This is a genomic window from Geodermatophilus sp. SYSU D00684, from assembly GCF_054050455.1.
Genome location: NZ_JBJGZI010000028.1, coordinates 1 through 22,250 on the forward strand (window position 1 = coordinate 1; position 22,250 = coordinate 22,250).

Annotated in this window: 25 protein-coding genes; 15 read left to right on the forward strand and 10 right to left on the reverse strand. The window is 76.0% G+C overall.

What is annotated here, in order from left to right:
- Positions 1-204: 204 nt before the first annotated feature.
- The 3 genes from ACI79L_RS18845 (at position 205) to ACI79L_RS18855 (ending at position 3,734) form a co-directional block, all read left to right on the forward strand.
- Positions 205-1,149 (forward strand): S1C family serine protease, encoded by a 945-nt coding sequence (locus ACI79L_RS18845; RefSeq protein ID WP_456938248.1) that lies wholly within the window; start codon positions 205-207, stop codon positions 1,147-1,149.
- Between the two features lie 98 nt (positions 1,150-1,247).
- Positions 1,248-2,183 carry a GGDEF domain-containing protein gene (locus ACI79L_RS18850; RefSeq protein ID WP_456938249.1) on the forward strand — a complete coding sequence of 312 codons (936 nt, stop codon included), beginning with the start codon at positions 1,248-1,250 and terminating at the stop codon, positions 2,181-2,183.
- 153 nt (positions 2,184-2,336) lie between these two features.
- A complete protein-coding gene (locus ACI79L_RS18855; RefSeq protein ID WP_456938250.1) occupies positions 2,337-3,734 on the forward strand; it encodes an NAD(P)/FAD-dependent oxidoreductase in 1,398 nt (465 codons plus the stop codon).
- Here the strand turns inward: ACI79L_RS18855 and ACI79L_RS18860 are convergent.
- The gene (locus ACI79L_RS18860; RefSeq protein ID WP_456938251.1) at positions 3,731-4,537 is read right to left on the reverse strand and encodes an SDR family oxidoreductase; all 807 of its coding nucleotides are present in this window, start codon (positions 4,535-4,537) and stop codon (positions 3,731-3,733) included. The two genes, ACI79L_RS18855 and ACI79L_RS18860, sit on opposite strands and share 4 nt — an antisense overlap.
- A gap of 54 nt (positions 4,538-4,591) precedes the next feature.
- Positions 4,592-5,524: a hypothetical protein gene (locus tag ACI79L_RS18865; RefSeq protein WP_456938252.1), complete on the reverse strand. Its 933-nt coding sequence runs from the start codon at positions 5,522-5,524 to the stop codon at positions 4,592-4,594.
- 133 nt (positions 5,525-5,657) lie between these two features.
- On the opposite strand from ACI79L_RS18865, the gene ACI79L_RS18870 reads away from it, so the two are divergent.
- Entirely contained in the window at positions 5,658-5,912 is a 255-nt protein-coding gene (locus ACI79L_RS18870; RefSeq protein ID WP_456938253.1) for a UBP-type zinc finger domain-containing protein, read from the forward strand.
- Positions 5,912-7,483 carry a Na+/H+ antiporter gene (locus ACI79L_RS18875; protein WP_456938254.1) on the forward strand — a complete coding sequence of 524 codons (1,572 nt, stop codon included), beginning with the start codon at positions 5,912-5,914 and terminating at the stop codon, positions 7,481-7,483. The genes ACI79L_RS18870 and ACI79L_RS18875 overlap by 1 nt, the downstream gene beginning before the upstream one ends.
- Before the next feature lie 6 nt (positions 7,484-7,489).
- Here ACI79L_RS18875 and ACI79L_RS18880 read toward each other — a convergent pair whose 3' ends face one another.
- Positions 7,490-7,879, reverse strand: coding sequence for a hypothetical protein (locus ACI79L_RS18880; protein WP_456938255.1), 390 nt, complete (start codon positions 7,877-7,879; stop codon positions 7,490-7,492).
- A 59-nt stretch (positions 7,880-7,938) separates the two neighbouring features.
- Between ACI79L_RS18880 and ACI79L_RS18885 the strand changes: the two genes are divergently transcribed.
- Positions 7,939-8,094 (forward strand): hypothetical protein, encoded by a 156-nt coding sequence (locus tag ACI79L_RS18885; RefSeq protein WP_456938256.1) that lies wholly within the window; start codon positions 7,939-7,941, stop codon positions 8,092-8,094.
- 3 nt (positions 8,095-8,097) lie between these two features.
- Here ACI79L_RS18885 and ACI79L_RS18890 read toward each other — a convergent pair whose 3' ends face one another.
- The 3 genes from ACI79L_RS18890 to ACI79L_RS18900 all read right to left on the reverse strand — a co-directional run bounded on the left by ACI79L_RS18890 (position 8,098) and on the right by ACI79L_RS18900 (position 10,848).
- Positions 8,098-8,469 carry a VOC family protein gene (locus ACI79L_RS18890; RefSeq protein WP_456928938.1) on the reverse strand — a complete coding sequence of 124 codons (372 nt, stop codon included), beginning with the start codon at positions 8,467-8,469 and terminating at the stop codon, positions 8,098-8,100.
- Positions 8,470-8,555: 86 nt separating this feature from the next.
- Entirely contained in the window at positions 8,556-9,803 is a 1,248-nt protein-coding gene (locus ACI79L_RS18895) for an MFS transporter (protein WP_456938257.1), read from the reverse strand.
- Between the two features lie 85 nt (positions 9,804-9,888).
- Positions 9,889-10,848 carry a LysR family transcriptional regulator gene (locus ACI79L_RS18900; RefSeq protein WP_456938258.1) on the reverse strand — a complete coding sequence of 320 codons (960 nt, stop codon included), beginning with the start codon at positions 10,846-10,848 and terminating at the stop codon, positions 9,889-9,891.
- 85 nt (positions 10,849-10,933) lie between these two features.
- On the opposite strand from ACI79L_RS18900, the gene ACI79L_RS18905 reads away from it, so the two are divergent.
- From ACI79L_RS18905 to ACI79L_RS18930, 6 genes are read left to right on the forward strand one after another with little or no spacing between them, the layout of a single operon-like run.
- Positions 10,934-11,932 carry a cyclase family protein gene (locus tag ACI79L_RS18905; RefSeq protein ID WP_456938259.1) on the forward strand — a complete coding sequence of 333 codons (999 nt, stop codon included), beginning with the start codon at positions 10,934-10,936 and terminating at the stop codon, positions 11,930-11,932.
- A 9-nt stretch (positions 11,933-11,941) separates the two neighbouring features.
- Positions 11,942-13,072, forward strand: a complete 1,131-nt coding sequence (locus tag ACI79L_RS18910; RefSeq protein ID WP_456938260.1) for an FAD-dependent oxidoreductase — start codon at positions 11,942-11,944, stop codon at positions 13,070-13,072.
- A 13-nt stretch (positions 13,073-13,085) separates the two neighbouring features.
- Positions 13,086-14,024, forward strand: a complete 939-nt coding sequence (locus ACI79L_RS18915; protein ID WP_456938261.1) for a VOC family protein — start codon at positions 13,086-13,088, stop codon at positions 14,022-14,024.
- Positions 14,024-14,986 (forward strand): fumarylacetoacetate hydrolase family protein, encoded by a 963-nt coding sequence (locus ACI79L_RS18920; RefSeq protein WP_456938262.1) that lies wholly within the window; start codon positions 14,024-14,026, stop codon positions 14,984-14,986. Before ACI79L_RS18915 ends, ACI79L_RS18920 begins: the two co-directional genes overlap by 1 nt.
- Entirely contained in the window at positions 14,983-15,732 is a 750-nt protein-coding gene (locus tag ACI79L_RS18925) for an SDR family NAD(P)-dependent oxidoreductase (RefSeq protein WP_456938263.1), read from the forward strand. Before ACI79L_RS18920 ends, ACI79L_RS18925 begins: the two co-directional genes overlap by 4 nt.
- Positions 15,733-15,745: 13 nt before the next feature.
- Complete coding sequence (locus ACI79L_RS18930; RefSeq protein ID WP_456938264.1) at positions 15,746-16,930, forward strand: alpha/beta hydrolase family protein; 1,185 nt, start codon at positions 15,746-15,748, stop codon at positions 16,928-16,930.
- A gap of 67 nt (positions 16,931-16,997) precedes the next feature.
- Here ACI79L_RS18930 and ACI79L_RS18935 read toward each other — a convergent pair whose 3' ends face one another.
- Both ACI79L_RS18935 and ACI79L_RS18940 read right to left on the reverse strand, forming a co-directional pair.
- Positions 16,998-17,879 carry a dioxygenase family protein gene (locus tag ACI79L_RS18935; protein ID WP_456938265.1) on the reverse strand — a complete coding sequence of 294 codons (882 nt, stop codon included), beginning with the start codon at positions 17,877-17,879 and terminating at the stop codon, positions 16,998-17,000.
- A gap of 3 nt (positions 17,880-17,882) precedes the next feature.
- Entirely contained in the window at positions 17,883-18,575 is a 693-nt protein-coding gene (locus ACI79L_RS18940) for a GTP cyclohydrolase II (protein ID WP_456938266.1), read from the reverse strand.
- An 88-nt stretch (positions 18,576-18,663) separates the two neighbouring features.
- Here ACI79L_RS18940 and ACI79L_RS18945 point away from each other — a divergent pair, with 88 nt between their 5' ends.
- Together ACI79L_RS18945 and ACI79L_RS18950 are read left to right on the forward strand one after the other, a co-directional pair.
- A complete protein-coding gene (locus ACI79L_RS18945; RefSeq protein ID WP_456928949.1) occupies positions 18,664-19,170 on the forward strand; it encodes a MarR family winged helix-turn-helix transcriptional regulator in 507 nt (168 codons plus the stop codon).
- A gap of 97 nt (positions 19,171-19,267) precedes the next feature.
- Complete coding sequence (locus tag ACI79L_RS18950; RefSeq protein WP_456938267.1) at positions 19,268-19,603, forward strand: VOC family protein; 336 nt, start codon at positions 19,268-19,270, stop codon at positions 19,601-19,603.
- Positions 19,604-19,609: 6 nt separating this feature from the next.
- On the opposite strand, the gene ACI79L_RS18955 is transcribed toward ACI79L_RS18950, so the two are convergent.
- Together ACI79L_RS18955 and mgrA are read right to left on the reverse strand one after the other, a co-directional pair.
- The gene (locus tag ACI79L_RS18955; protein ID WP_456938268.1) at positions 19,610-20,170 is read right to left on the reverse strand and encodes a putative glycolipid-binding domain-containing protein; all 561 of its coding nucleotides are present in this window, start codon (positions 20,168-20,170) and stop codon (positions 19,610-19,612) included.
- Between the two features lie 31 nt (positions 20,171-20,201).
- Positions 20,202-21,233 (reverse strand): L-glyceraldehyde 3-phosphate reductase, encoded by a 1,032-nt coding sequence (gene mgrA / locus ACI79L_RS18960; RefSeq protein WP_456938269.1) that lies wholly within the window; start codon positions 21,231-21,233, stop codon positions 20,202-20,204.
- Positions 21,234-21,395: 162 nt separating this feature from the next.
- Here mgrA and ACI79L_RS18965 point away from each other — a divergent pair, with 162 nt between their 5' ends.
- Entirely contained in the window at positions 21,396-22,211 is an 816-nt protein-coding gene (locus ACI79L_RS18965; protein WP_456938270.1) for an alpha/beta fold hydrolase, read from the forward strand.
- Positions 22,212-22,250: the final 39 nt, after the last annotated feature.

Here is a 22,250-nt window from a genome sequence, read left to right on the forward strand (position 1 = left end):
CGGCCAGGCCGACGCTAGGCGCGCCGGGTCGCGGCCCAACGTGATGACCAGCAGGCTCGTGAACTGCCCAAAGGTGTGGGCAGAGCACGAGCGCGCGGGATCCCTCCCGCCGTTCACCGAAGGCGGAACGGAGGGGGTGGCAGCGCGGTCCGGCGAGGCGTCCACTGGTCGGTGCAACGCTGTAATCACGACCGGAGGTGGACCGTGGCCCGACCCGACACCGACGCGGCCCTGGACGCCTACTCCCAGGTGGTGACCGCGGTCGCCGCCGACCTCACCCCGCACGTCGCCGCGCTGCAGGTGACCGCGCCCGACGGCCGCGGCGGCGGCGCCGGCTCCGCGGTCGTCGTCCCCGGCGACGGGCTGATGCTCACCAACGCGCACGTCGTCGGCCGGGCGCGCAGCGGGCGCGCGGTGTTCGGCGACGGCACCGAGACGCCGGTCGAGGTGGTGGGCACCGACCCGCTGTCCGACCTCGCCGTCGTCCGGGCGACCGCCGGCGCACCGGAGCCCGCGGAGCTCGGCGACGCCGCGCAGCTGCGGGTGGGTCAGCTCGTCGTCGCCGTCGGCAACCCGCTCGGGCTGGCCGGGTCCGTGACCGCGGGCGTGGTCAGCGGCCTGGGCCGCTCGCTGCCCACCCGCGACGGGCGCACCGCCCGGGTCGTCGAGGACGTCATCCAGACCGACGCCGCGCTCAACCCCGGCAACTCCGGCGGCGCGCTCGCCGACTCGGCCAGCCGGGTGGTCGGCATCAACACCGCCGTCGCCGGGTGGGGCCTGGGGCTGGCGGTGCCGGTCAACGCCACCACCCGCCGCATCGTCGACGCGCTGGTCCGCGACGGGCGGGTGCGCCGCGCCTACCTGGGCCTGGTCAGCAGCCCCGCGCCGCTGCCCGCCCCGCTGGCCGAGCGCACCGGCCGGCGCCGCGGCCTGCGGGTGGTCGACGTCGTCCCGGGGGCGCCGGCCGACCGGGCCGGGCTGCGCGCCGGTGACCTGGTGCTGGAGGCCGGGCGGGCGCCGGTGGCCGAGGCGCAGAGCCTGCAGCGGCTGCTGTTCGCCGAGGCGATCGGCCGGCCGCTGCCGGTCACCGTGTACCGGCTCGGGGCGATGGTCGACGTCATCGCGCTGCCCACCGAGCTCACCGGCTGACCCTCCCCCCGCGCCCCTCCCTCCGAGGGGGACGGCCGTCGTCGCGCTCAGGACCGGCGCGATGGGTGACGATGTCGTCCGCAACGGAGGGAGGACCCGTGCACGGTGACCGCAGGGGTGGGCTGGGCCTGCTCGCGCTGCTCTACGGCTGCGCCGCCGTCCTGTGTGCCGCCGGTGCGCTGTGGCCGATGCATCCCCGCACGCCGGTCGTCCTGCTGACGGCGCTCGCGGCCGTGGGCGGGCTCGGCTCCGCGGCGCTGTGGCACGGGCGCGAGCGCGCGCCGATGGGCGCCGTGCACGCCGCCCTCGCGCTGCTGTCCCTGCTCACCGCGCTGCTCGCCTGGCGCTCGGTCACCGCGGTCGGCGTCGTCGGCCTCGGCCCGGTCATGGTCGCGCTCGGGGTGCTCGCCGGCCACGTCCTCCCGCCGGCGCAGGCGCGGCTGCACGTCGCGGGCGGGGTCGCCGTCGTCACCGCCGGCGCGCTCGCCGCGACGCCGGACGGCTTCCTCTCCGCCTGGCTGGCCGCCGTCACCACGGTTGCGGTGCTCACCGAGGCGCAGATCCGGCAGTCCGGGGCGCTGCGCCGCGCGGCCGGCACCGACCCGCTGACCGGGGTGGCCAACCGCCGCGCCTGGGAGGCCGAGTCCGCCCGGCTGCTCGCCCACGCGCAGCGCACCGGGGAGCCGCTGACCGTCGTCGTCCTCGACCTCGACGGGTTCAAGGCCGTCAACGACACCGAGGGCCACTCCGCCGGCGACGCGCTGCTGCGCTCCCTCGCCTCGGCCTGGAGCCGGGAGCTGCGCCGCTCCGACCTGCTCGGCCGCCTCGGCGGGGACGAGTTCGTGCTCTGCCTGCCCGGCACCGGCCCCGACCGCGCCGCCGAGCTGCTGGACCGGCTGCGCGCCGTCTCCGTCGGGGCGTGGTCGGCCGGGGCGGCCGGCGCCCGGCCCGGCGAGGACCTCGCCGCGACGCTGGCCCGCGCCGACGCCGCCCTGTACCGGGAGAAGCGCGCCCGCCACTCGGCCGCCGGCTGACCTCCCGCGTCGGCCCGGCGCCCCTCGGTGCCGACGCGCCACGGACCCCGCGGCCGCGCCCCGGCGGGACGCGCCCCCGCGGCGCCGCCGGTGCCACCCTGGGCCCGCCCGGCGACCGGCCGCGCGCGCCGTCCCGGGCACGAGGGGGCGGCCATGGGCTCGGTGGTGGTCTGCGGCGGCGGCGTGGTGGGGCTCTGCGCCGCGATGATGCTCGCGGCCGACGGGCACGACGTCACCGTCCTCGAGTCCGACCCCGACGGCGCCCCCACCACGCCCGCCGAGGCGTGGGAGTCCTGGCGGCGCACCGGGGTCGCGCAGTTCCGGCAGCCGCACAACCTCTTCGCCCGGTTCCGCGCGGTCGCCGACGCCGAGCTCCCCGGCCTCACCGACCGGCTGCTGGCCGACGGCTGCGTGTGGGTCGACTACGCGGCGCTGCTGCCCCCGGGGATCGCCGACCGCGCGCCCCGGGAGGCCGACGAGCGGCTGCGCTTCGTCACCGGGCGCCGGCCGGTGGTGGAGTCCGCGGTGGCGGCCGCCGCCGAGGACACCCCGCGGGTCACGGTGCGCCGCGGCGTCCAGGTGGCCGGCCTCCTGCCGGGGCCGTCCGCGGCCGGCGGCGTCCCGCACGCGGCGGGGGTGCGCACGGCGGCGGGCGAGCAGCTGCGGGCGGACCTCGTCGTCGACGCCACCGGCCGGCGCACCCGCTCGGCGCAGTGGCTGGCCGACCTCGGCGCCCGGCCGCCGGAGCAGCGCGCCCAGGCCTCGGGCTTCGTCTACTACACGCGCTTCCTCACCGGCCCCGACCGGCCGGTGCGCCGCGGTCCCGGGATCATGCCGCTGGGCAGCGTCTCGCTGCTCACCCTCGACGGCGACAACGACACCTGGTCGGTCACCGTGTTCGGGCAGACCGGCGACCGGCCCCTGCGGGAGCTGCGCCACCCCGCCGTGTTCGACCGGGTGGTGGCGGCGTGCCCGCTGCAGGCGCACTGGCTGGACGGGCGGCCGCTGGGCGGGGTCGCCGCGATGGCCGGGGGCCTGGACCGCAGCCGCCGCTTCACCGTCGACGGCCGGCCGGTGGTGACCGGCTTCGCCGCCGTCGGGGACGCGTGGGCGTGCACCAACCCGTCGGCCGGCCGCGGCCTGTCGATCGGCATCGCGCACGCCGCGCTCCTGCGCGCCGCGGTCGCCCGCGACCTGGACCGGCCCGCCGACCTCGCCGCGGCCTTCGACGCGGCGACGCAGCGGCGGGTCGGGCCGTTCGTCACCGACCAGCTGGCCGAGGACCGCTCCCGGCTCGCCCAGATGGACGCCGCCCGGCGCGGGGTGCCCGAGCCGCCGCTGTACCCGGAGCTCGCGGCCTTCCTCGGGGTCGCGATGCAGGACGCCGACGTGTTCCGGGCGATGCTCGAGTACCGGCTGTGCATGGCGCCGCTGGCCGACCTGCTGGCCGTGCCGCTGGTCCGCGAGCGGGTGGCCGCGGCGACGCCCGGTCCGCCGCGCCCGTTCCCCGGGCCGGACCGCGCCCGGCTGCTGGAGCTGCTGGCCGCCTAGGGACGGCGCCAGCCGTCGCCGGTCAGGTGCGAGCCCGCCATCGGGCCCATCTGCAGCATGCCGCCGTCGACGGCGTAGGAGGAGCCGGTCACGTAGGACGCCTGCGGGGAGGCGAGGAAGGCGACGACGGCGGCCACCTCCTGCGCGCTCCCCGGCCGGCCGACCGGGACGCCGGGGCGCTCGTGGCCGGGCGCGGTCGGGTCCTCGTCCTCCTGGCCGGTCATCGGGGTGGCGATCTCCCCCGGCGCGACGGCGTTGACGGTGATGCCGTGCTCGGCCAGCTCGATCGCCGCGACCCGGGTGAGCAGGCCGAGCCCGCCCTTGGCCGCGCAGTAGGCCGCCGCGCCGACCCGCGGCTGGTGCTCGTGCACGCTGGTGACGTTCACGATCCGCCCGCCCCGCCCGGCGGCGACCATGCGGCGGGCCGCGCGCTGCAGGCAGAGGAACGCCGCGTCGAGGTCGGTGGCCAGCACCTCGCGCCAGGTCTCGTAGTCGGTGTCGAGGATCGGCGTCGAGTGGCCGGTGCCGGCGTCGTTGACCAGGACGTCGATGCCGCCGAGGGCCTCGGCGAGGTCGTCGACGACGCCGGCGGCCTGCGGCAGCTGCGTGAGGTCGACGTGGCGCACCTCGGCCCGCCGCCCGCGGGCCCGCACCTCGTCGGCGGTGGCCTGGGCGTGCGCCTCGTCCCGGTACCAGGTGATGCCGACGTCGCACCCCTGCTCGGCGAGCGCGACCGCGACCGCCCGCCCGATGCCCGACTCCGACCCGGTGACGACCGCGACGCGGCCCGCTGACTCCGTCATGCGCCCATGCTGGGGGCGGGGCCGGGGGCCCGCGACGCGGCGGCGGTGCACCGGTCAGGCCTCCAGCGGCGCCCGCTCCAGCTCCGTGACGCGGTCGGCGGCGCGGTCGCGGTCGGCCGCCGCCCGCCGCGCCGCCCGGCCGGCCGCCTCCGCCTGCCGGCCGGTCCGCGCGGCCTCGGCGCCGGCCGCCTCCGCGTCGGCGCGCACCCGCTCGAGCTCGGCCGCCAGCTCCTCGACGCGGGCGGCGAGCTCCTCCTGCCGGCGGCTGGCCCGCCCGGCCCGCTCGTGCGCGGCCCGGGCGGCCGCCTCCGCCTCCGCGGCCTCCCGCTCGGCCGCCTCCGCCTCCTCGCGGGCGGCGGCCAGCTCGCGGTCCCGCCGCTCCTGTGCGGCCCGCCGCCGCTCCTCGGCCGCGCGCCGGGCGGCGTCCTCCCGGGCGCTGGGCCGCGGGGCGGCCGGCGGGGTGCGCCCGGTCCGCGGCGGGGGCACCACCCGCAGGGCCGGGCGGGTGCCGAAGCCGGGCCCCAGGCCACGGGAGGACAGCGGCGCGGTCAGCCGGCCGCCCAGCAGCGCCTCCCCCGCGCCCGGGTCGGCCAGCGCGGCCCGCAGCGTCTCCTCCACCTGGTCGGCGACGGCGTCGCTGAGCGGGGTGCCGCGGCGCGCGGCCACCGCCCGGGCCTGGCGGGTGAGCGCGGCCAGCAGCCGGGAGCGCTGGGTGCCCAGCTGTCGCAGCTCGTCGCCGGCCAGGGTCTGCTGGGCCTCGCGCAGCAGGTCGCCGAGCTCCACGAGGCCGGCGATCTCGTCGGGCTGCTCGCGCACCAGGACGTTGCACGCCCACGCCGCGGTCGAGGGTCGGCCGAGGGCGCCGATCTCCCGCGCGAGCGCCCGGTCCCCGGCGGCCCGGGCGCGGCGGGCGGCGTCGGTGCGGGCGGCGACGAACTGCCCGGGCGGCACCGCGTAGAGCTCCTCGGCGACCTCGTCGAGGTCCACGGCGCCTCCTCCCGGCTCGGACGGTCGCCGCCGACCCTGCCACGGGAAGAGCGGACCGGCCGGGGGACGTTGCCGCCCGCGTCGCGCGGGTGGTCGACTCCCGGCGACGGCCGCGACGAGAGGGGGGACCGCGATGACGACGTGCGGGCACCTGGACCAGATCCGCGACGTGTCGCCGGACTCGGAGGGCTGCGGTGACTGCCTGGCCATCGGCAGCCGGTGGGTGCACCTGCGGATGTGCCTGACCTGCGGGCACGTGGCCTGCTGCGACTCCTCCCCCAACCGGCACGCCACCGCGCACGCCGGCGTCAGCGGCCACCCCATCGTCCGGTCGGCCGAGCCGGGCGAGGACTGGCGCTGGTGCTACGTCGACCAGGCGCTGGTGTGATGGAACTGCCTCTCGTCGGCCTGCTCGCCGGCTCCTTCGCCGTCAGCGCGCTGGCGCGGCGGCTGGGGGTCTCCCCGCCGCTGCTCCTGGTCCTGGTCGGGCTCGCGGTGTCCTTCCTGCCGGGCGTGCCCGACTACGCGCTGGACCCGCACCTGATCCTCACGCTGGTGCTGCCGCCGCTGCTGTACTCCGCGGCGCTGGACAGCTCCTACCTGCGGCTGCGCGCCAACCTCCGCCCCATCGGCATGCTCGCGGTCGGGGCGGTGCTGCTCACCACGGTCGCCGTCGGGCTGGCCGCGTGGTGGCTGGTGCCGGGCCTGCCGCTGGTCTCCGCGCTGGTGCTCGGCGCCGTCGTCGCCCCGCCGGACGCCGTCGCGGCCGCCTCGGTCGGCCGCCGGCTGGGCCTGCCGCGGAAGGTCATGACCATCCTGGGCGGCGAGAGCCTGGTCAACGACGCCACCGCGCTCACCGTCTACCGGGTCGCCGTCGCGGTCGCCGCGGGCGCCGGCTACGGCATCGCCGAGGGCCTGGGCGTGTTCGTCCTCGCCGCGGCCGGCGGCGCCGCGATCGGCTGGGCGCTGGGCTGGCTGGTGCACCGCATCCGCCTGCTGCTGCGCGACGGCGTGCTGGAGAGCGCGCTCGGCCTGCTCGTCCCGTTCATCGGCTTCACCGTCGCCGAGGAGGTGCACGCCTCCGGCGTCCTCGCGGTGGTCCTCGCCGGTCTCTACCGCGGGCACCGCTCCCCCGCGGCGCACCCGGTCGCCCGGCTGCAGGACCGCGCGGTGTGGCAGGCGGCCGACACCGTCCTCGAGGCGACGGTCTTCGCGCTGATCGGCCTGCAGCTGCGCGCGGTGGTCAGCGGCGTCGGGCCGTCGGTGGGCACGCTGACGGCGGTCGGCCTGTTCCTCGTGCTCGTCGCGCTGGCCGCCCGGGTCGTGTTCGTCTTCCCCACCACCTACCTGCGGCCGCTGGCCCGCCGCCGCCAGGACTGGGCCCCGCCGCCGTGGACGTACCCCGCCGTCATCTCCTGGGCCGGGATGCGCGGCGTGGTCTCGCTCGCCGCGGCGGCCGGCATCCCGCTGACCACGCTGTCGGGCGCGCCCTTCCCCGGACGCGACGAGATCGTCTACCTGACCTTCGTGGTCACCGTGGGAACCCTGCTCCTGCACGGGCTGACGCTGCCGGCGGTGATCCGGCGGCTGGGCGTGCAGGCCTCGGACGAGGCCGCCGACGCCCTCGCCGAGGCGCAGGCGCAGAACGACGCCGGCCGGGCCGCCGTGGCCCGGCTCGACAGCCTCGACGACGGCGACCCGCTGCACGCCGCCACCGTCGCCGAGCTGCGGCAGCGGATGGAGGCGCGGACCAACGCGGCGTGGGAGCGGCTCGGCGGCCCGGTCGCCGGCGGCGGCGAGACGCCGAGCGCGGTCTACCGGCGGATGCGCCGGGCCATGCTCGAGGCCGAGCGCGAGGTGTTCGTCCGGTACCGCGACGCCCGGCGCATCGACGACGAGGTGTTCCGGCGGGTGCAGCACGAGATGGACCTGGAGGAGGTCACGCTGCTCCGCGAGTGACGGCGCTCACCGGCCGAGCGCGGTCAGCCGCTCCTCGCGCGCGGCGCGCAGGAGACCGGGCAGCCGCGGGTCGGCGAGGACGGCGGGGCCGCGGACGGCGACCTTGCGGAACGACTTCCCGGTGCCCTCGAGCAGCCCGCCGTCGAGGCCCGCGCCGGCCAGCGCCGCGCCGCGGTTGAAGCCGAGGTTGAGGTGCCGGTCGTGGACGTCGAGGTAGGCGTAGTGCTCGGAGTTCTTCCGCGGGCCCACGCCGTAGCCGACGGTGCGCTGGTGCGGCCACACCACCCGCACGACGCCGGGGTCGGCCTCCCGGACGAGGGCGTCCGCGGCGCGGACGAGGTCGGCGGTGACGGGCGGCAGGCCGGCGAGCAGCAGGTCCCACGGGTCGTCGTCCATCCCGGCCATCCTGCCCCGGACCGGGCCTAGGCTGGCCGCAGCCGTCCCCGGAGGTCCCCGTGCTGCTGCGTCTGCTCGGTCTGCTGCTGGTCGTCTGGCTGGCCGTGACGATCGTCGGGTGGGTCGTCGAGGGCATGTTCTGGCTGGTCCTCGTCGGCCTGATGCTCCTGCTCGTCACCGCCGCCCTCGGCATGCGGGAGCGCCCCCGCCGCTGATCCTCAGGCCGGCACCCGGGCGCGGCTGCTCAGCACGAACCGGTTGCCGTCCGGATCGGCGAACACCGCCTGCCGGCCCCACGCCTCGGTCGTGAGCGGCCCCTCGAACGGGACGCCCGCGCCGGCCATCCGCGCGTACTCGGCGTCGACGTCGTCGACCTCGAACACCAGGCCCTGCAGCGAGCCCGGCGGCATCCGGTCGAACCAGGTGACCAGCGTCAGCGAGGTGCCCGAGCCCGGCGTGCCCACCTGCACCCAGCGCGCGCCGGGCGCGAACTCCGCGTCGCGCAGCACCTGCAGGCCGACCTGCGCGGTCCAGAAGCGCAGCGCGGCGTCCTGGTCGCTGACGGGGACGGAGACCACGGTGACGTCCACGGAGACCTCCTCGGGAGCGGGGCCCCAGTGCACCGCCCCCGCACCCCGGAGGTCCAGGGGTGCGGGGGCGGTGCGGGGCGGGCCGGTCAGTGCGCGGTGGCCACCGCGGCCGGCCGGCACAGCCGCACGCCGACGGCGGCGACGACGCTGACCCCGCCGAGCAGGGCCAGCGCGGCGCCGAGGCCGCCGAGGGCGCCGCTGAGCGCGAGGACGACGAGCGGGCAGACGAACTGCCCGATGAAGAAGGCCGACGTCCAGACACCGGTGCCCCGGCCGCGCTGCTCGAAGCTCAGCGAGCCGAGGGCCCAGGTGAGCAGCGACGGCAGGATCAGGCCGTTGCCGAGACCGGTGACCACGGCGAACGCGATCACCGCGGGAACCGCCGAGGACAGGCCGAGTCCGATGATGCCCACGCCGGAGAGCGCGAAGGCGAGCGGCACGAGGACCGCCGGGCCGCGCTTGGCCAGCCGGCCGAAGAGGATCCCACCGGCCGCGGTGCCCAGCGACGCGACCGCGCTGGCGGCGCCGATGACCGCCGTGGACTCCACGCCGATGTCGTCGAGCTTGAAGGACAGCTGGACGATCAGGACGTAGAAGACCAGCCCACCCAGCAGGGACACGCCGATCGGCGCGGCGAGCCGGCGCCAGGGCAGGGCCGGCAGCTTCACCGCACGCGTCGCCGCCTGCGCCTGCGGGGCCGGCTGCCAGATGAGCTTCGCGGCAGCCAGCGCGAGCGGCAGGCTGACCGCGTACAGCCAGAAGGGCGTCCGCCAGTCGGCCGCGCCGAGCGCGCCGCCGACCCCGAGGAAGACCGTCGCGGCGACGGTGGTGAACACGACCTGGAGGCCGAAGTACCGCTCCCGCTGCGAGCCGTGGAAGTAGTCGGCCAGCAGGGTCGTGCAGCAGGTCATGATCGCGGCCTCGGTGAGGCCGAGCAGCACGCGGCTGGCGACGATGAGCTGCAGGGAGGGCAGCCACAGCGGCGCGGTCCCCACGAAGGCGTAGGCGACGAGAGCGCCGACGAGCAGGCGCTTGCGCCCGACGCGGTCGACGATGCGGCCGGCGACCATCGCGGTGAGCCCGATGACCAGCGCCGGCGCGGTGAGCACGACTGGGGCCAGCGCCTCGACCCCGGGGGTACCGGCGAAGGCGTCCTGGATGCGGGGCAGGACGGGCGCCAGCAGGACCGCGCCGAGCACCGCGAGGCAGCTGGACAGCAGGAGCACCAGGGCCTGCGGCCGGCCGGCGGGCCGCCCCGTGGTGGGATCGACGGCGACCTCGCCGACCAGCGGCTCCTCCGCCCGCCGCTCAGGGACCAGGACGTTCTCCGACACGGGCGTCTCCATCGACGGGCGCGCCGGTCCCGGTGACCGGCATCACTGGCGATGGAGTGTCAGGACGCCGGACGGCGAGCGGAAATCACTTGTCGTTACGGCCCCCATCGACCGGATGGATACCCGTTGACCGCTCCCCCACCGCCAGCCGGGCCGCCCGCGAGACCAGGTCGCGGAGCCAGGCGTGCTCGGGGTCGTCGTCGAACACCGGGTGCCACCACATCGCCTCGATGAGCGGGCCGGCGTCGAAGGGGCACGGCAGCGCCCGGATGCCGGAGTCGAGGGGCAGCAGGTCGACGAGCCTGCGCTGCAGCAGCGCGATCCGGTCGCTGCCGGAGACCAGCGCGGGCACGGTCAGGAAGCTCTCGGTGACCACCTGCACGTGCGGCTCGATCCCCAGCATGCGCATCTGGCGCGCGGCCGGGGTCGACGCCGTCGGCCCGTGGTAGGTGGCCACCCACGGGAGGGACTCGAGGTCGCCGACGGTCAGGCCTGCGTCCACCACCGGGTTGTCGGCGGCCACCACGCAGACCCACTCGTCGCGGTACAGGTCCCGCCGGGACAGGTCGGTGAGGAAGCCCGGCGGCAGGAAGAGGAGGTCGGCGCTCAGCAGCGCCTGCTCCGCCCGGTCCACGATCGCCGGCGAGTGCGCGCTCAGCCGCAGCCGGGTGTGCGGCGCCTCCTCCGCCAGCAGGCCCGCCACGGTGTCACCGAGCACCGCGACGACGTAGTCGCTCACCAGGAGGGTGAACTCGCGCGTCGACGACGCCGGGTCGAAGCCGGGCTGCGCGGTGAACACCCGCTCCACCCCCGAGAGGGCGATCCGCGCGAGCTCCCGGAGCTGGACGGCGAGCGGCGTCAGGCGGTACTCGTTGCCGACGCGGGAGAGCAGCTCGTCGCCGAAGTGGCGGCGGAGGCGGGCCAGCGACGCCGACAGCGCCGGCTGGCTCAGCCCCATCTGCGCCGCCGCCCGCGTGACGCTGCGCTGCTGGAGCAGCGCATCGAGGGACACGAGCAGGTTGAGGTCCAGGCTCGCGAGGTTCACGGGGCGCACCGTATCGACGGCGCTGATGCCCGTCATCAGGCATTCCGTCTTCCCTCACTCCTGTGGGCCGGCCCACTGTCGGGGCATGCACCACACCCCCGACCACCTCGACCGCACGGATCCCGAGGGCGCCATCGCCGCCGCCGCGAAGCGCTGCTCGAACTGGGGCCGGTGGGGCGCCGACGACGTCCTCGGCACGCTCAACTTCCTCGACGAGGCCAAGCGGCGTGAGGGCGCCGCGCTGGTCCGGCGCGGCGCCAGCTTCTCCCTGTCGCAGTCCTTCGACACCGACGGCCCGCAGAAGGGCTGGCGGCGGCGCACCAACCCGGTGCACACGATGACCGACACGGGCACCGACGCCGAGCGCGGCGTGCAGGGCTTCCCCCACGGCATCGGTGGCGCTGATGACGTCATCTCGATGCCGCTGCAGTGCTCGACCCAGTGGGACGGCCTCGGCCACATCTTCGACCACGGCTTCGCCTGGAACGGCCGTCGGGCGGGCGATGTCGTGACCAGCATGGGCGACTCGGTGACCGGCATCGAGACCGTCGCCTCGCTCATCGCCGGACGCGGCGTGCTGCTCGACGTCGGCCGGGCGATCGGCACCGACGGCGAGCTGCCCGACGGCTTCGCGATCACCGCCGAGCACCTCGAGGCCACCATCGCGGCCCAGGGCGAGTCGTCGCGGGTCGGGCGAGGCGACCTCCTGCTGGTCCGCACCGGCCGGCTCACCCGGGCCCGCCGCGACATCGCCGAGGGCCGCGGCTGGGGCGACTACGCCGGTGGCGCCGCGCCCGGGCTGTCCTTCACCACCGCCGACTGGCTGCACGCCTCCGAGGTCGCCGGCGTCGCCACCGACACGTGGGGCTTCGAGGTCCGGCCCAACGAGTTCGACGTCGCCTTCCAGCCGCTGCACCAGGTCGCCATCCCCAACATGGGCCTGTTCATCGGCGAGATGTGGGACCTCGACGCGCTCGCGGCCGACTGCGCCGAGGACGGCGTCTACGACTTCTGGCTCACCGCCGCTCCTCTGCCCGTGACCGGCGCCGTCGGGTCGCCGGTCAACCCGATCGCCGTCAAGTAGGAGGCACCGATGCCTGCCGTCAACACCGTCCTCGTCGTGGGGGGTGGCCTCGCCGGCGCCGCGACCGCGATCCACCTCGCGCAGGCCGGCGTCGCCGTCGACCTCGTCGAGATCAAGCCCGACGTCGCCGCCCTCGGCTCCGGCATCACGCTGCAGGGCAACGCGCTGCGCGAGCTGCGCTCCCTGGGGGTGTGGGACCGGGTGCAGGCGGCGGGCTACGCCTTCGACGTCACCGGCATCCGTGCTCCCGACCCGAACGGCACGATCGTGGCTGAGATCCCCGACGCCAAGACCGGCGGCCCGGACCTGCCGGCCGCCATGGGCATGCCGCGGCCGGAGCTGGCCCGGATCCTCGTCGACCGCGCGACGGAGGTGGGCGTCAAGGTCCGCTTCGGCACCACCCACAACGAGCTGCGCCAGGACGGCGACGGCGTCGACGTCACGTTCTCCGACCACTCCACCGGCCGCTACGACCTCGTGGTCGGCGCGGACGGCATCCGCTCGTGGACCCGCCGAGCCCTCGGCGTGAACCTGGAGACGAAGTCCGTCGGGATGGGTATCTGGCGCGCCTTCGGGCCGCGTCCGGCCAGCGTCACGCGCACCGACCTCTACTACGGCGGGCCGTCCTACATCGCCGGCTACTGCCCGACGGGCGAGGACTCGCTCTACGCCTACATCGTCGAGGACGCGCAGGACCGCAGCGCGCTCACCCCGGACGAGCAGCTCGCCGTCATGAAGGAGCTGTCGCAGGCGTACCACGGGCCGTGGGACGAGATCCGGGAGACGCTGACCGACCCGTCCCGGGTGAACTACACCTGGTTCGAGACGCACGTCCTCGACGAGCCGTGGAACCGTGGCCGCGTCGTCCTCATCGGGGACGCCGCGCACACCTGCCCGCCCACCATCGCCCAGGGCGGCGCCATGGCCCTGGAGGACGCCGTCGTCCTCGCCGAGCTCCTCGTCGAGCGGGACGTGCTCGACCAGGACCTGTGGGACGCCTTCACGGCCCGCCGCTACCAGCGCGCCAAGACCGTCGTCGACGCGTCGAACCAGCTCGCCCAGTGGCAGCTCGACCACGTGCAGGGCGACATCCCTTCGATGATGCGCTCGATCGCCATGCTCACCAGCCAGCCCGCGTGACCCGGAGATCCTGATGACCCAGCGACTGATCACCCACCTGCGGCACGTCGACCTCGCCGTGCCCGACTTCGCCAAGCAGCTCGACTTCTACTCCGGGATCTGGGGCCTCACGCCCGAGCACACCGACACCGGGCTGGCGTTCCTCGCCGCCGAGGGGTCGCCGGAGCAGTACATCGTCCGGCTGCGCGAGGCCACCGACAAGCGGATCGACCTCATCTCGTTCGGGGCCGCAAACGCCGCCGACGTCGACACCCTGGCCGAGCAGCTGGCCGCCGACGGCGTGCAGCTCGTGCACGAGCCGACCGACCTGCGCACCCCCGGCGGCGGCTACGGCTTCCGCTTCTTCGACAACGAGGGCCGGACCATCGAGGTCAGCTCCGACGTCGAGGTGCGGCAGCACCGCACGATCGAGGAGGGCGAGTCGATCCCGGTGCGCCTGTCACACGTGGTGATCAACTCCGCCGACCCCGAGGGCACCGTCGCGTTCTACGACAAGTACCTGAGCTTCTCGCTGTCGGACACGCTCATGCACCCGCGGATGGGCAACATGATGTGGTTCCTGCGCACCAACGCGTGGCACCACAGCATGGCGATCGCGCGGGGTCCGCACCCGTCGCTGCACCACGCCTCGTTCGAGATGCGCGGCCTCGACGAGTACATGCGGGGTACCGGCCGCCTGCTGCGCGCCGGCGTCGAGAAGGTCTGGGGGCCGGGCCGGCACCTGGCCGGCAACAACACCTTCAGCTACTTCCTCGACCCGCACGGCAACACCGTCGAGTACACGACCGAGCTGGAGACCCTCGACGAGGACACCTGGCACCCGCACCTCTACGACATCAGCAACCCCGAGGTCTCCGACCAGTGGGGCACGGCGAACGCCATGAACGAGTTCGTCGCGCAGAAGTCGTTCAACGACCCGGACAAGGGCCTGTTCGTGGCCCCGCCGGTCTGATGCGGTTCGCCACCTGGGAGGCCGGCGGGGTCGTCTCCGCCGGCGTGGTCGGGAACGCCGGGCTGCACGCGCTCCCCGCCGGGACGACGGTGCTCGACCTCGTCCGGGCGGGGCTGCCCGCCGCGCTGTCGGCCGGGGAGGAGGCGCTGGGCGGGCCGGCCGTGCCGCTGGAGTCGGTCCGCCTGCTGCCGCCGCTGCAGGCCCCGACCGTGCGCGACTTCGTCGCGTTCGAGGAGCACGTCGAGGGCATGGTCGCGCCGAGCGGTGAGCCGGTCCCGCCGGAGTGGTACCAGGCGCCGACCTTCTACTTCACCAACCCGTACGCGCTCGTCGGCGCGCACGACGACGTCGCGGTCCCCCCGGGCTCGCAGCGGTTCGACTTCGAGCTCGAGGTCGCCGTCGTGGTCGGGCGCGACGGCGCCTCCCTCACGCCCGAGCAGGCCCGTGACCACGTCTTCGGCTACACCGTGCTCAACGACTGGTCCGCCCGCGACCTCCAGTTCCGCGAGATGGCGGTCAAGCTCGGCCCGGCAAAGGGCAAGGACTCGGCGACGACGCTCGGCCCGTGGCTGGTCACCGCCGACGAGCTCGAGCCGTACCGCGACGACGAGGGGTTCCTGCAGCTCGACATGCGGGTGTCGGTGAACGGCACCGAGATCGGCCAGGACCTGCTGTCCAACATGGGCTGGCCGTTCGAGGAGCTCGTCGCCTACGCCTCGCGCGGCACGCAGGTGCGGGCCGGCGACGTGCTCGGGTCCGGGACCTGCGGCAACGGCGGCTGCCTGGGCGAGCTGTGGGGCCGCCGCGGTGAGCTCTCCCCGCCTCCGCTGCGGCCCGGGGACGTGGTGGAGATGACCGTCGAGAGCATCGGCACGATCCGCAACCGCGTCGTCGAGGGCGTCGACCTGCCGCCGGTGGCCGCCGCCCGGCCGCGGCCGCGGACCCGCAAGCGCCCGGCGTGAGCCTGCGCGGCCGGGTCGTCGTCGTCACCGGCGCGGCCCAGGGGCAAGGTGCGGCGGAGGCCCGGCTGCTGGCGGCCGAGGGCGCCGTCGTCGTCGCCACCGACGTGCAGGACGGCCCCGCCGAGGACCTCGGCGGGGCCGCCTACCGGCGGCTCGACGTCACCGACGCCGCCGGCTGGACCGCGCTGGCGACCGACCTGGAGAGCGCGCACGGCCGCGTGCACGGGCTGGTCGCCAACGCCGGGATCACCTGGCGGGCGCGGCTGGCCGACCTCGACCCCGCCGACCTCGCGCGGGTCGGGGAGGTCAACGTCACCGGCACGCTGCTCGGGATCCAGGCGCTCACCCCGCTCATGACCGGCGGCGGCTCGGTGGTCGTCGTCGGCTCCGTGGCCGCCCTGACCGGGCACTTCCCGGTCGCCTACACCGCGTCGAAGTGGGCGCTGCGCGGGCTGGCCAAGGCCGCCTGCCTGGAGCTCGGCCCGCGCGGCATCCGGGTCAACACGATCCACCCCGGCTACGTCGAGACGCCGATGACCGCCTCGGCGGCGCCGGCGTTCCGCGCCGCCAACGTCGCCGAGACCCCGCTCGGCCGCACCGGCACCGTCGACGAGGTGGCGCCGCTGGTCGCCTTCCTGCTCGGCGACGGCGCCTCGTTCGTCACCGGCGCCGAGATCCCCGTCGACGGCGGGATGACCGCCCACGGCGGCGTGAAGTCGATCAGCGACGCCGTCCGCACCGCCTGAGAGGAACCACCCCGTGTTCGAGTACTTCCCCACCGGTCCCTACACCTGGAACCTGTCCGTCGTCGCCACGCTGAACTCCGGCGGGCTCATCGACGAGGTCGACCGCGCCTGCCGGCCGATCAAGGACGCCGCCAACGCCGGCGAGGACGCCGGGACACCGGACTTCCTGCGCGCCTGGACCGCGCTGACCGACCAGCTCGTCGGCCAGGCCGAGGAGGCGGAGAAGGCCGGGCACGTCCGCACCGCCGGGCAGCTGTGGTTCCGCGCGTCGAACTACCTCGCGCAGGCCGAGCGGATGCTCGCCCACTCCGACCCCAACCGGGTGCCCACCTACCGGCGGATGCTGGAGATCGCGCAGAAGGCGTTCGACACGCACAGCCCGCGCGTCACCCGGGTCGCGGTCCCCTACGAGGGCACGACGCTGCCGGCCTACTTCTCCCAGGCGCCGGCCGCCGACGAGGGCCGCGTCCCGGTGGTCGTCCTGGTCAACGGGCTGGACTCCACCAAGGAGCACATGTACGCCTCGAACCACTGGGAGGAGCTGGCCGCGCGCGGCATCTCCTGCCTGATGCTCGACCAGCCCGGCACCGGTGAGGCGCTGCGCCTGCAGGGGCTCACCGCCCGGGTCGACACCGAGGCGTGGGCCGGCGCGGCCGTCGACTGGCTGGAGACGCGCGACGACGTCGACGCCTCCCGCATCGGCGTCGTCGGCTGGTCGCTGGGCGGCTACTACGCCCCGCGCGCGGCGGCGTTCGAGAAGCGGTTCGCCCTCTGCGTGGCGTGGGGCGCCAACCACGACTGGGGCGCGGTGCAGCGCCGCCGCCGCCAGCGCGAGGGCGAGCGGCCGGTGCCGCACTACTGGGAGCACGTGCTGTGGGTGTGGGGCCAGCCCGGCGACGAGAACGATCTCGACGCGTTCCTCGACTTCGCCGACCAGGTGACCCTCGAGGGCGTCGTCGAGCGGATCACCGTGCCGTTCCTGATCGCGCACGGCGCCAACGACCGGCAGATCCCGCTGGAGATGGCGCACCGCTCCCACTCCCAGGCGGTCAACTCGCCCAAGCGCGAGCTGCGGGTGTTCACGCCCGAGGAGGGCGCGACCGAGCACATCGGCCTGGACCACCTGCCGTACGTGAGCACCTTCGTCGCCGACTGGGTCGCCGACACCTTCGCCGAGCTGGGCGCGCAGCGCGCCTGACCCCGCCGCACGTCGACCTGCTGCTGCCTCCCGGGCGCGGAGACGGCAGCAGGTCGGCACCGGGCGGTCAGGCCACCTGGAACGAGCGCCTCGCGAGGCCGATGAAGAAGCCGTCGATGGCGGTGGTGACGCCGGCGGTCGGGTCGGTCGCGGCGCCGAGGGTGACGAACAGCGGCGTGAAGTGCTCGACCGTCGGGTGGGCGTAGCGCAGGCCGGGCGCCCGCAGCCGGAAGCGGGCGAGCTCCTCGACGTCGCCGCGGTCGAGCGCGTCGGCGGCCCACGCGTCGAAGTCCGCCGACCAGCCGGGGACGGCGCCGCCGAGCATCTCCCGCGTCAGGTACGGCAGGCCGTGGGTCATGAAGCCCGAGCCGACCACCAGCACGCCCTGCTCGCGCAGCGGCCGCAGCCGCTCCCCCAGCGCCAGCAGCGTCGCCGTGTCGTGCGTGGGCAGGCTCAGCTGCAGCACCGGGACGTCGGCCTCCGGGTACATGACCTTCAGCGGCACCCAGGCGCCGTGGTCCAGGCCGCGGCCGCGGTGCTCGTACACGTGCGCCGTCTCCGGCAGGACGGCGAGCAGCTGCCGCGCCAGCTCACCGGACCCCGGGGTGTCGTAGCGCATCCGCGAGTACATCGGGTCGAACCCGCCGAAGTCGTGGACGAGCCCGGTGGGCACGGTGCTGGTGATGCCGAGGGAGTCCGACTCCCAGTGCGCGCTCACGATCAGCACCGCCCGCGGCCGGGGCAGCGCGCGGGCCCAGGCGGCCAGCTCGCGCATCCACGGCGCGTCCTCGAACAGCGGCGGGGCGCCGTGGCTGAGGTACAGCGCCGGCAGCGGGCCGTCGTCCGGCGTCCACGGCCGGTGTTCCCCCAGCCCGGCGACGTGCCGCAGGTGCGCGGCGAACGGGTGGCGGGGGTCGATCAGCGCGTCGGCGGCGGCGGTGGGGTGCACGGCTCAGCCCGCCAGCGGGAGGTCGAGGGTGGGCAGGTCGAGGGTGTGCGCGGTGTGGTCGCGCTTCACGGCGAGGTAGCGGGCGTTGGCCGCCGACAGGTGGACGCCGGTGGGCACCCGCCCGGTCACCGCGACGCCGAGCAGCTCGAGCTGGGCGGCCTTGTCGGGGTTGTTCGACAGCAGCCGGACCCGGTCGGCGCCGAGGGCCTGCAGCATCTGCGCGGCGGCGGTGTAGTCGCGCTCGTCCTCGCCGCGGCCCAGCGCCCGGTTGGCCTCGTAGGTGTCCAGGCCCGCGTCCTGCAGCGCGTAGGCGTCGAGCTTGGCGTACAGGCCGATGCCGCGGCCCTCCTGGCGCAGGTAGAGCAGGAAGCCGCCCTCGTCCGCGATCCGCTCGGCCGCCTCGCGCAGCTGCGGGCCGCAGTCGCAGCGCTGCGACCCGAGGACGTCGCCGGTGAGGCACTCGCTGTGCGGGCGCACCAGCGGCGCCTCCCCGCCGGCCGCCGAGCGGGCCAGCGCGCCGCGCCAGTCGCCGAGCCCGAGCAGCAGGTGCTCGCGGCCGTCGGCCAGCCCGTCGAAGGTCACCACCTCGGCCGTCGTGGCGTACCCGTCGGCGAAGCGCAGCGGCACGGTCACCCGGGTGCGCACCGTCGCCGAGGGGACCGGGGACACCAGGTCCGGGTCGAGGGAGAGGGTCACTGCGGCCTCCACGTCACTTGTACCTACAACCGATGACCCTAGTCCGCATTGGTTGAAGCGACAAGCACCCGAGTGGGACGATGTCGTCGTGGAACCCCGGTGGCTGGACGACGACGAGATGCGGGCCTGGCTGCGCCTGGTCGCCGTCGTCGAGCTGCTGCCCGGCGTCCTCGACGGCCAGCTCCGCCGCGACGCCGGGCTGACCCACTTCGACTACCACGTGCTCGCGATGCTGTCCGAGGCGCCGGAGCGCACGCTGCGCATGACGGAGCTGGCCACCCGCACCAACGCCACCCTCCCCCGGCTCTCCCACGTCGTGCGGCGGCTGGAGGAGCGCGGCCTGGTCGAGCGGGCGCCGTGCCCCTACGACGGGCGGGCCACCAACGCCCGGCTCACCGACGCCGGCTGGGCCAAGGTGCGCGAGACCGCGCCGGGGCACCTGGCCACCGTGCGCGAGCACGTGATCGACGCGCTGACGCCGGAGCAGGTGGGCCAGCTCGCCGACGTCGCCGGGGCGCTGCTGGAACGGCTCGACCCCGACGGCCGCCTGGCCACGGGCCTGGCGGCGGCGGAGGCGCGCGGCCGGGACCGGTGACGCCGGACCGATGAGCCCGCGGCCGCCGGCGGGTCTCCCCTGGGGAACCCACCGACGCGCCACGGCCCGCCCGTGGCCCGACCCCAGGGAGGTCCCCGTGCACGCCACCAGCGTGCTCGCCCAGGCCACCGTCGCCGACCTCGACCGCGCCGAGCGCTGGTACGCCGCGCTGTTCGGCCGCGGCCCCGACAGCCGCCCGATGGACGGCCTGCTCGAGTGGCACCTCACCGACTCCGCCGGCGTCCAGGTGTGGCGCGAGCCGGAGCGCAGCGGCCGCTCGACGATGGTGATCGGCGCCGCCGACCTCGACGCGACCGCGCAGGACCTCACCGCCGCGGGCGTCGCGCACGACGGCCCCGAGCCCGGCGGCGGCAGCCGCGTCGTGCGGCTGCGCGACCCCGACGGCAACCGCGTCGTCCTGACCGGCGGCTGAGCGCGGTCAGCCGGCGACGCGCGTGGCCATGCCGGTGTAGTCGACGACCAGGCCGTCGCCGTCGACGGTGAGCTCGAAGGCGCCGTGCGCGTCGTCGGCGTACCGCCACCGCAGCGGGCCCAGCCGGCGGTAGGTCTGGTCGACCCGCGTCACCCCGAGCGCCGGCACGTCGACCCAGGCCACCGGCGTGGTGACCTCCTCGCCCACGGCGAGGTCCGCGAGCCGCCGGATCGGGAACGTGTTGGTCAGCGGGGTGGCGGCGACGTCGACGTCCACGCACCCGTCGAGCTCCGGGGCGCGCTCGGCGTCGACGGTCCACCGGCGGCGGTCGTCCGCCGACAGGGCCAGGCGGCGTTCCCCGGCGGCGGACACCGACGAGACCTCGACCGCGCGGGTCGCCCACGCCGCGTCGAGCCGCACGCGGAACGTGCAGGCGAGCAGGGTCTCCGGGCCGGCCAGCACCTCGGTGCCGTGGGCCAGCCAGCCGCCGTCGTGCCGCTCGACGCGGGCCAGGCTGTGCCCGGCGTCCTCGTCGGTCCGCCGCCACGCCACCACCCGGGTGTCCATGCGCGGAGGCTAGGGGCGACCGCCGACGGTCTCAGGCGGTGCGGGCGCCCTCCCACAGGTCGATGCCGGCGTCGACGGCGTGCCGGTCGATGCGGGCGAGCTCCTCGTCGCTGAAGTCCAGCCGCTCCAGCGCGCCGACGTTCTGCTCGAGCTGGGCGACGCTGCTGGCGCCGATGAGCACGCTGGTCACCCGCGGGTCGCGCAGCGCCCAGGCCAGCGCCATCTGCGCCAGCGACTGCCCGCGCTCGGCCGCCAGCTCGCCCAGCGCGCGGACGTGCGTGATCGCCTCGTCGGTGAGCAGGTCCGGCGAGAGCGACTTGCCCTGGCTGGCGCGCGAGCCCTCGGGGATCCCGCCGAGGTACTTGTCGGTGAGCATCCCCTGCGCCAGCGGCGAGAAGGCGATGCAGCCGGCACCGACGTCGGCGAGGGTGTCGAGCAGGCCCTCGGTCTCGATCCAGCGGTTGAGCATCGAGTAGCTGGGCTGGTGGATCAGCAGCGGCGTGCCGAGGTCGGCGAGGATCGCCGCGGCCTTCGCGGTGTCCTCCGGCGAGTACGAGGAGATGCCGGCGTAGAGCGCCCTCCCCGACCGGACGGCGGTGTCCAGCGCGCCCATCGTCTCCTCGAGCGGCGTCGTCGGGTCGGGCCGGTGGGAGTAGAAGACGTCGACGTACTCCACGCCCATCCGCCGCAGCGACTGGTCGAGGCTGGCGAGCACGTACTTCCGCGAGCCGCCGCCCTGCCCGTAGGGGCCGGGCCACATGTCCCAGCCGGCCTTGGTGGAGAGCACCAGCTCGTCGCGGTAGGGGCGGAAGTCGTCGCGCAGGTGGCGGCCGAAGTTGGTCTCGGCGCTGCCGTAGGGCGGGCCGTAGTTGTTGGCCAGGTCGAAGTGCGTGATGCCCAGGTCGAAGGCCCGGCGGAGGATGGCGCGCTGGCGGTCCAGCGGCACGTCGTCGCCGAAGTTGTGCCACAGCCCCAGGCTGATCGCCGGGAGGTCCAGGCCGCTGCGGCCGGTCCGGCGGTAGGTCATCGAGTCGTAGCGGCCCTCGGCTGCGGCATACGTCATGACGACGATCCTGCCCGGCACGCGCGGAGCCGAACCGGGCGCCCCGGGTGACGCAGCGCCGTCCCCTCCCCGGGCCGGCGGCGGGACCCCCTGCACCGGGGCGGCGGCGAGGACGATCGCCGGCGCGGGGACCCGTCCGCCCGACCCGGAGGGAGGGGCGCGATGCCCTTCTTCGACGGCACCCGGGGCCGCGTGCACCACGACGCCTGGCTCCCCGACGGCGAGGCACGCGCGGTCGTCGTCCTGCACCACGGCGACTTCGGCGAGCACCTGGGTCTCTACGCGCCCCTCGGCCGGCGGCTGGCCGCCGACGGGATCGCCGTGCACGCCCTGGACGCCGTCGGCCACGGCCGCAGCGACGGCGAGCGCGACCTCATGCTCAGCCGGGACGACCAGGCCGACGACCTCCGCACGCTGGCCGCGATCGCCCGGGCCCGGCACCCCGGCCGCCCGCTGGTGCTCGTGGGGCACTCCGGCGGCGGCGTGGCCGCGCTGCTGCTGGCCCAGCGGTCCCCGGACGTGGCGGAGGCGCTGGTCGTCTCCGACCCGCCGGCCCAGCCCGTGCCGGTCATCGAGGCGATGCTCGCCGACGACGTCGCGGAGGTCGAGCCGCCGGACCCGGCGGAGGTGTTCAGCACCCACCCCGGCTACCTGGAGGCGCTGCGCACCGACCCGCTGGTGAACCGCGGTCCGGTGCCCCGGCAGACGCTGGAGGCGGTGGTCCGCTCCTGGTCCGCGGTGGCCGACGGGCTCGCCGCGGGCCGGCCCGACGTCCCGACGCTGGTCCTGCACGGCGAGGCCGACCCGGTGGTGCCGCTGGAGAACTCCCGAGCCCTGGTCGCGCGGCTGCCGCGGGCCACGCTGCGCACCTTCCCGGGCGACCTGCACGACGTCCTCAACGAGCACGACCGCGACGCCGTGCACGACGTCGTCGCCGGGTTCGTGCTGGCGCAGGTGCGCCCCGGCGTCCGCACCTGAGCCCCCGGGCACCGGACCGGTACCGGCCGGAACTAGCGT

Bases quoted from the DNA above. Each gene is read 5' to 3' on its own strand.
- ACI79L_RS18855 (WP_456938250.1), top strand. From the start codon at position 2,337: ATGGGCTCGGTGGTGGTCTGCGGCGGCGGCGTGGTGGGGCTCTGCGCC.
- ACI79L_RS18860 (WP_456938251.1), bottom strand. From the start codon at position 4,537: ATGACGGAGTCAGCGGGCCGCGTCGCGGTCGTCACCGGGTCGGAGTCG.
- ACI79L_RS18870 (WP_456938253.1), top strand. From the start codon at position 5,658: ATGACGACGTGCGGGCACCTGGACCAGATCCGCGACGTGTCGCCGGAC.
- ACI79L_RS18875 (WP_456938254.1), top strand. From the start codon at position 5,912: ATGGAACTGCCTCTCGTCGGCCTGCTCGCCGGCTCCTTCGCCGTCAGC.
- ACI79L_RS18880 (WP_456938255.1), bottom strand. From the start codon at position 7,879: ATGGACGACGACCCGTGGGACCTGCTGCTCGCCGGCCTGCCGCCCGTC.
- ACI79L_RS18905 (WP_456938259.1), top strand. From the start codon at position 10,934: ATGCACCACACCCCCGACCACCTCGACCGCACGGATCCCGAGGGCGCC.
- ACI79L_RS18910 (WP_456938260.1), top strand. From the start codon at position 11,942: ATGCCTGCCGTCAACACCGTCCTCGTCGTGGGGGGTGGCCTCGCCGGC.
- ACI79L_RS18915 (WP_456938261.1), top strand. From the start codon at position 13,086: ATGACCCAGCGACTGATCACCCACCTGCGGCACGTCGACCTCGCCGTG.
- ACI79L_RS18920 (WP_456938262.1), top strand. From the start codon at position 14,024: ATGCGGTTCGCCACCTGGGAGGCCGGCGGGGTCGTCTCCGCCGGCGTG.
- ACI79L_RS18955 (WP_456938268.1), bottom strand. From the start codon at position 20,170: ATGGACACCCGGGTGGTGGCGTGGCGGCGGACCGACGAGGACGCCGGG.
- mgrA (WP_456938269.1), bottom strand. From the start codon at position 21,233: ATGACGTATGCCGCAGCCGAGGGCCGCTACGACTCGATGACCTACCGC.
- ACI79L_RS18965 (WP_456938270.1), top strand. From the start codon at position 21,396: ATGCCCTTCTTCGACGGCACCCGGGGCCGCGTGCACCACGACGCCTGG.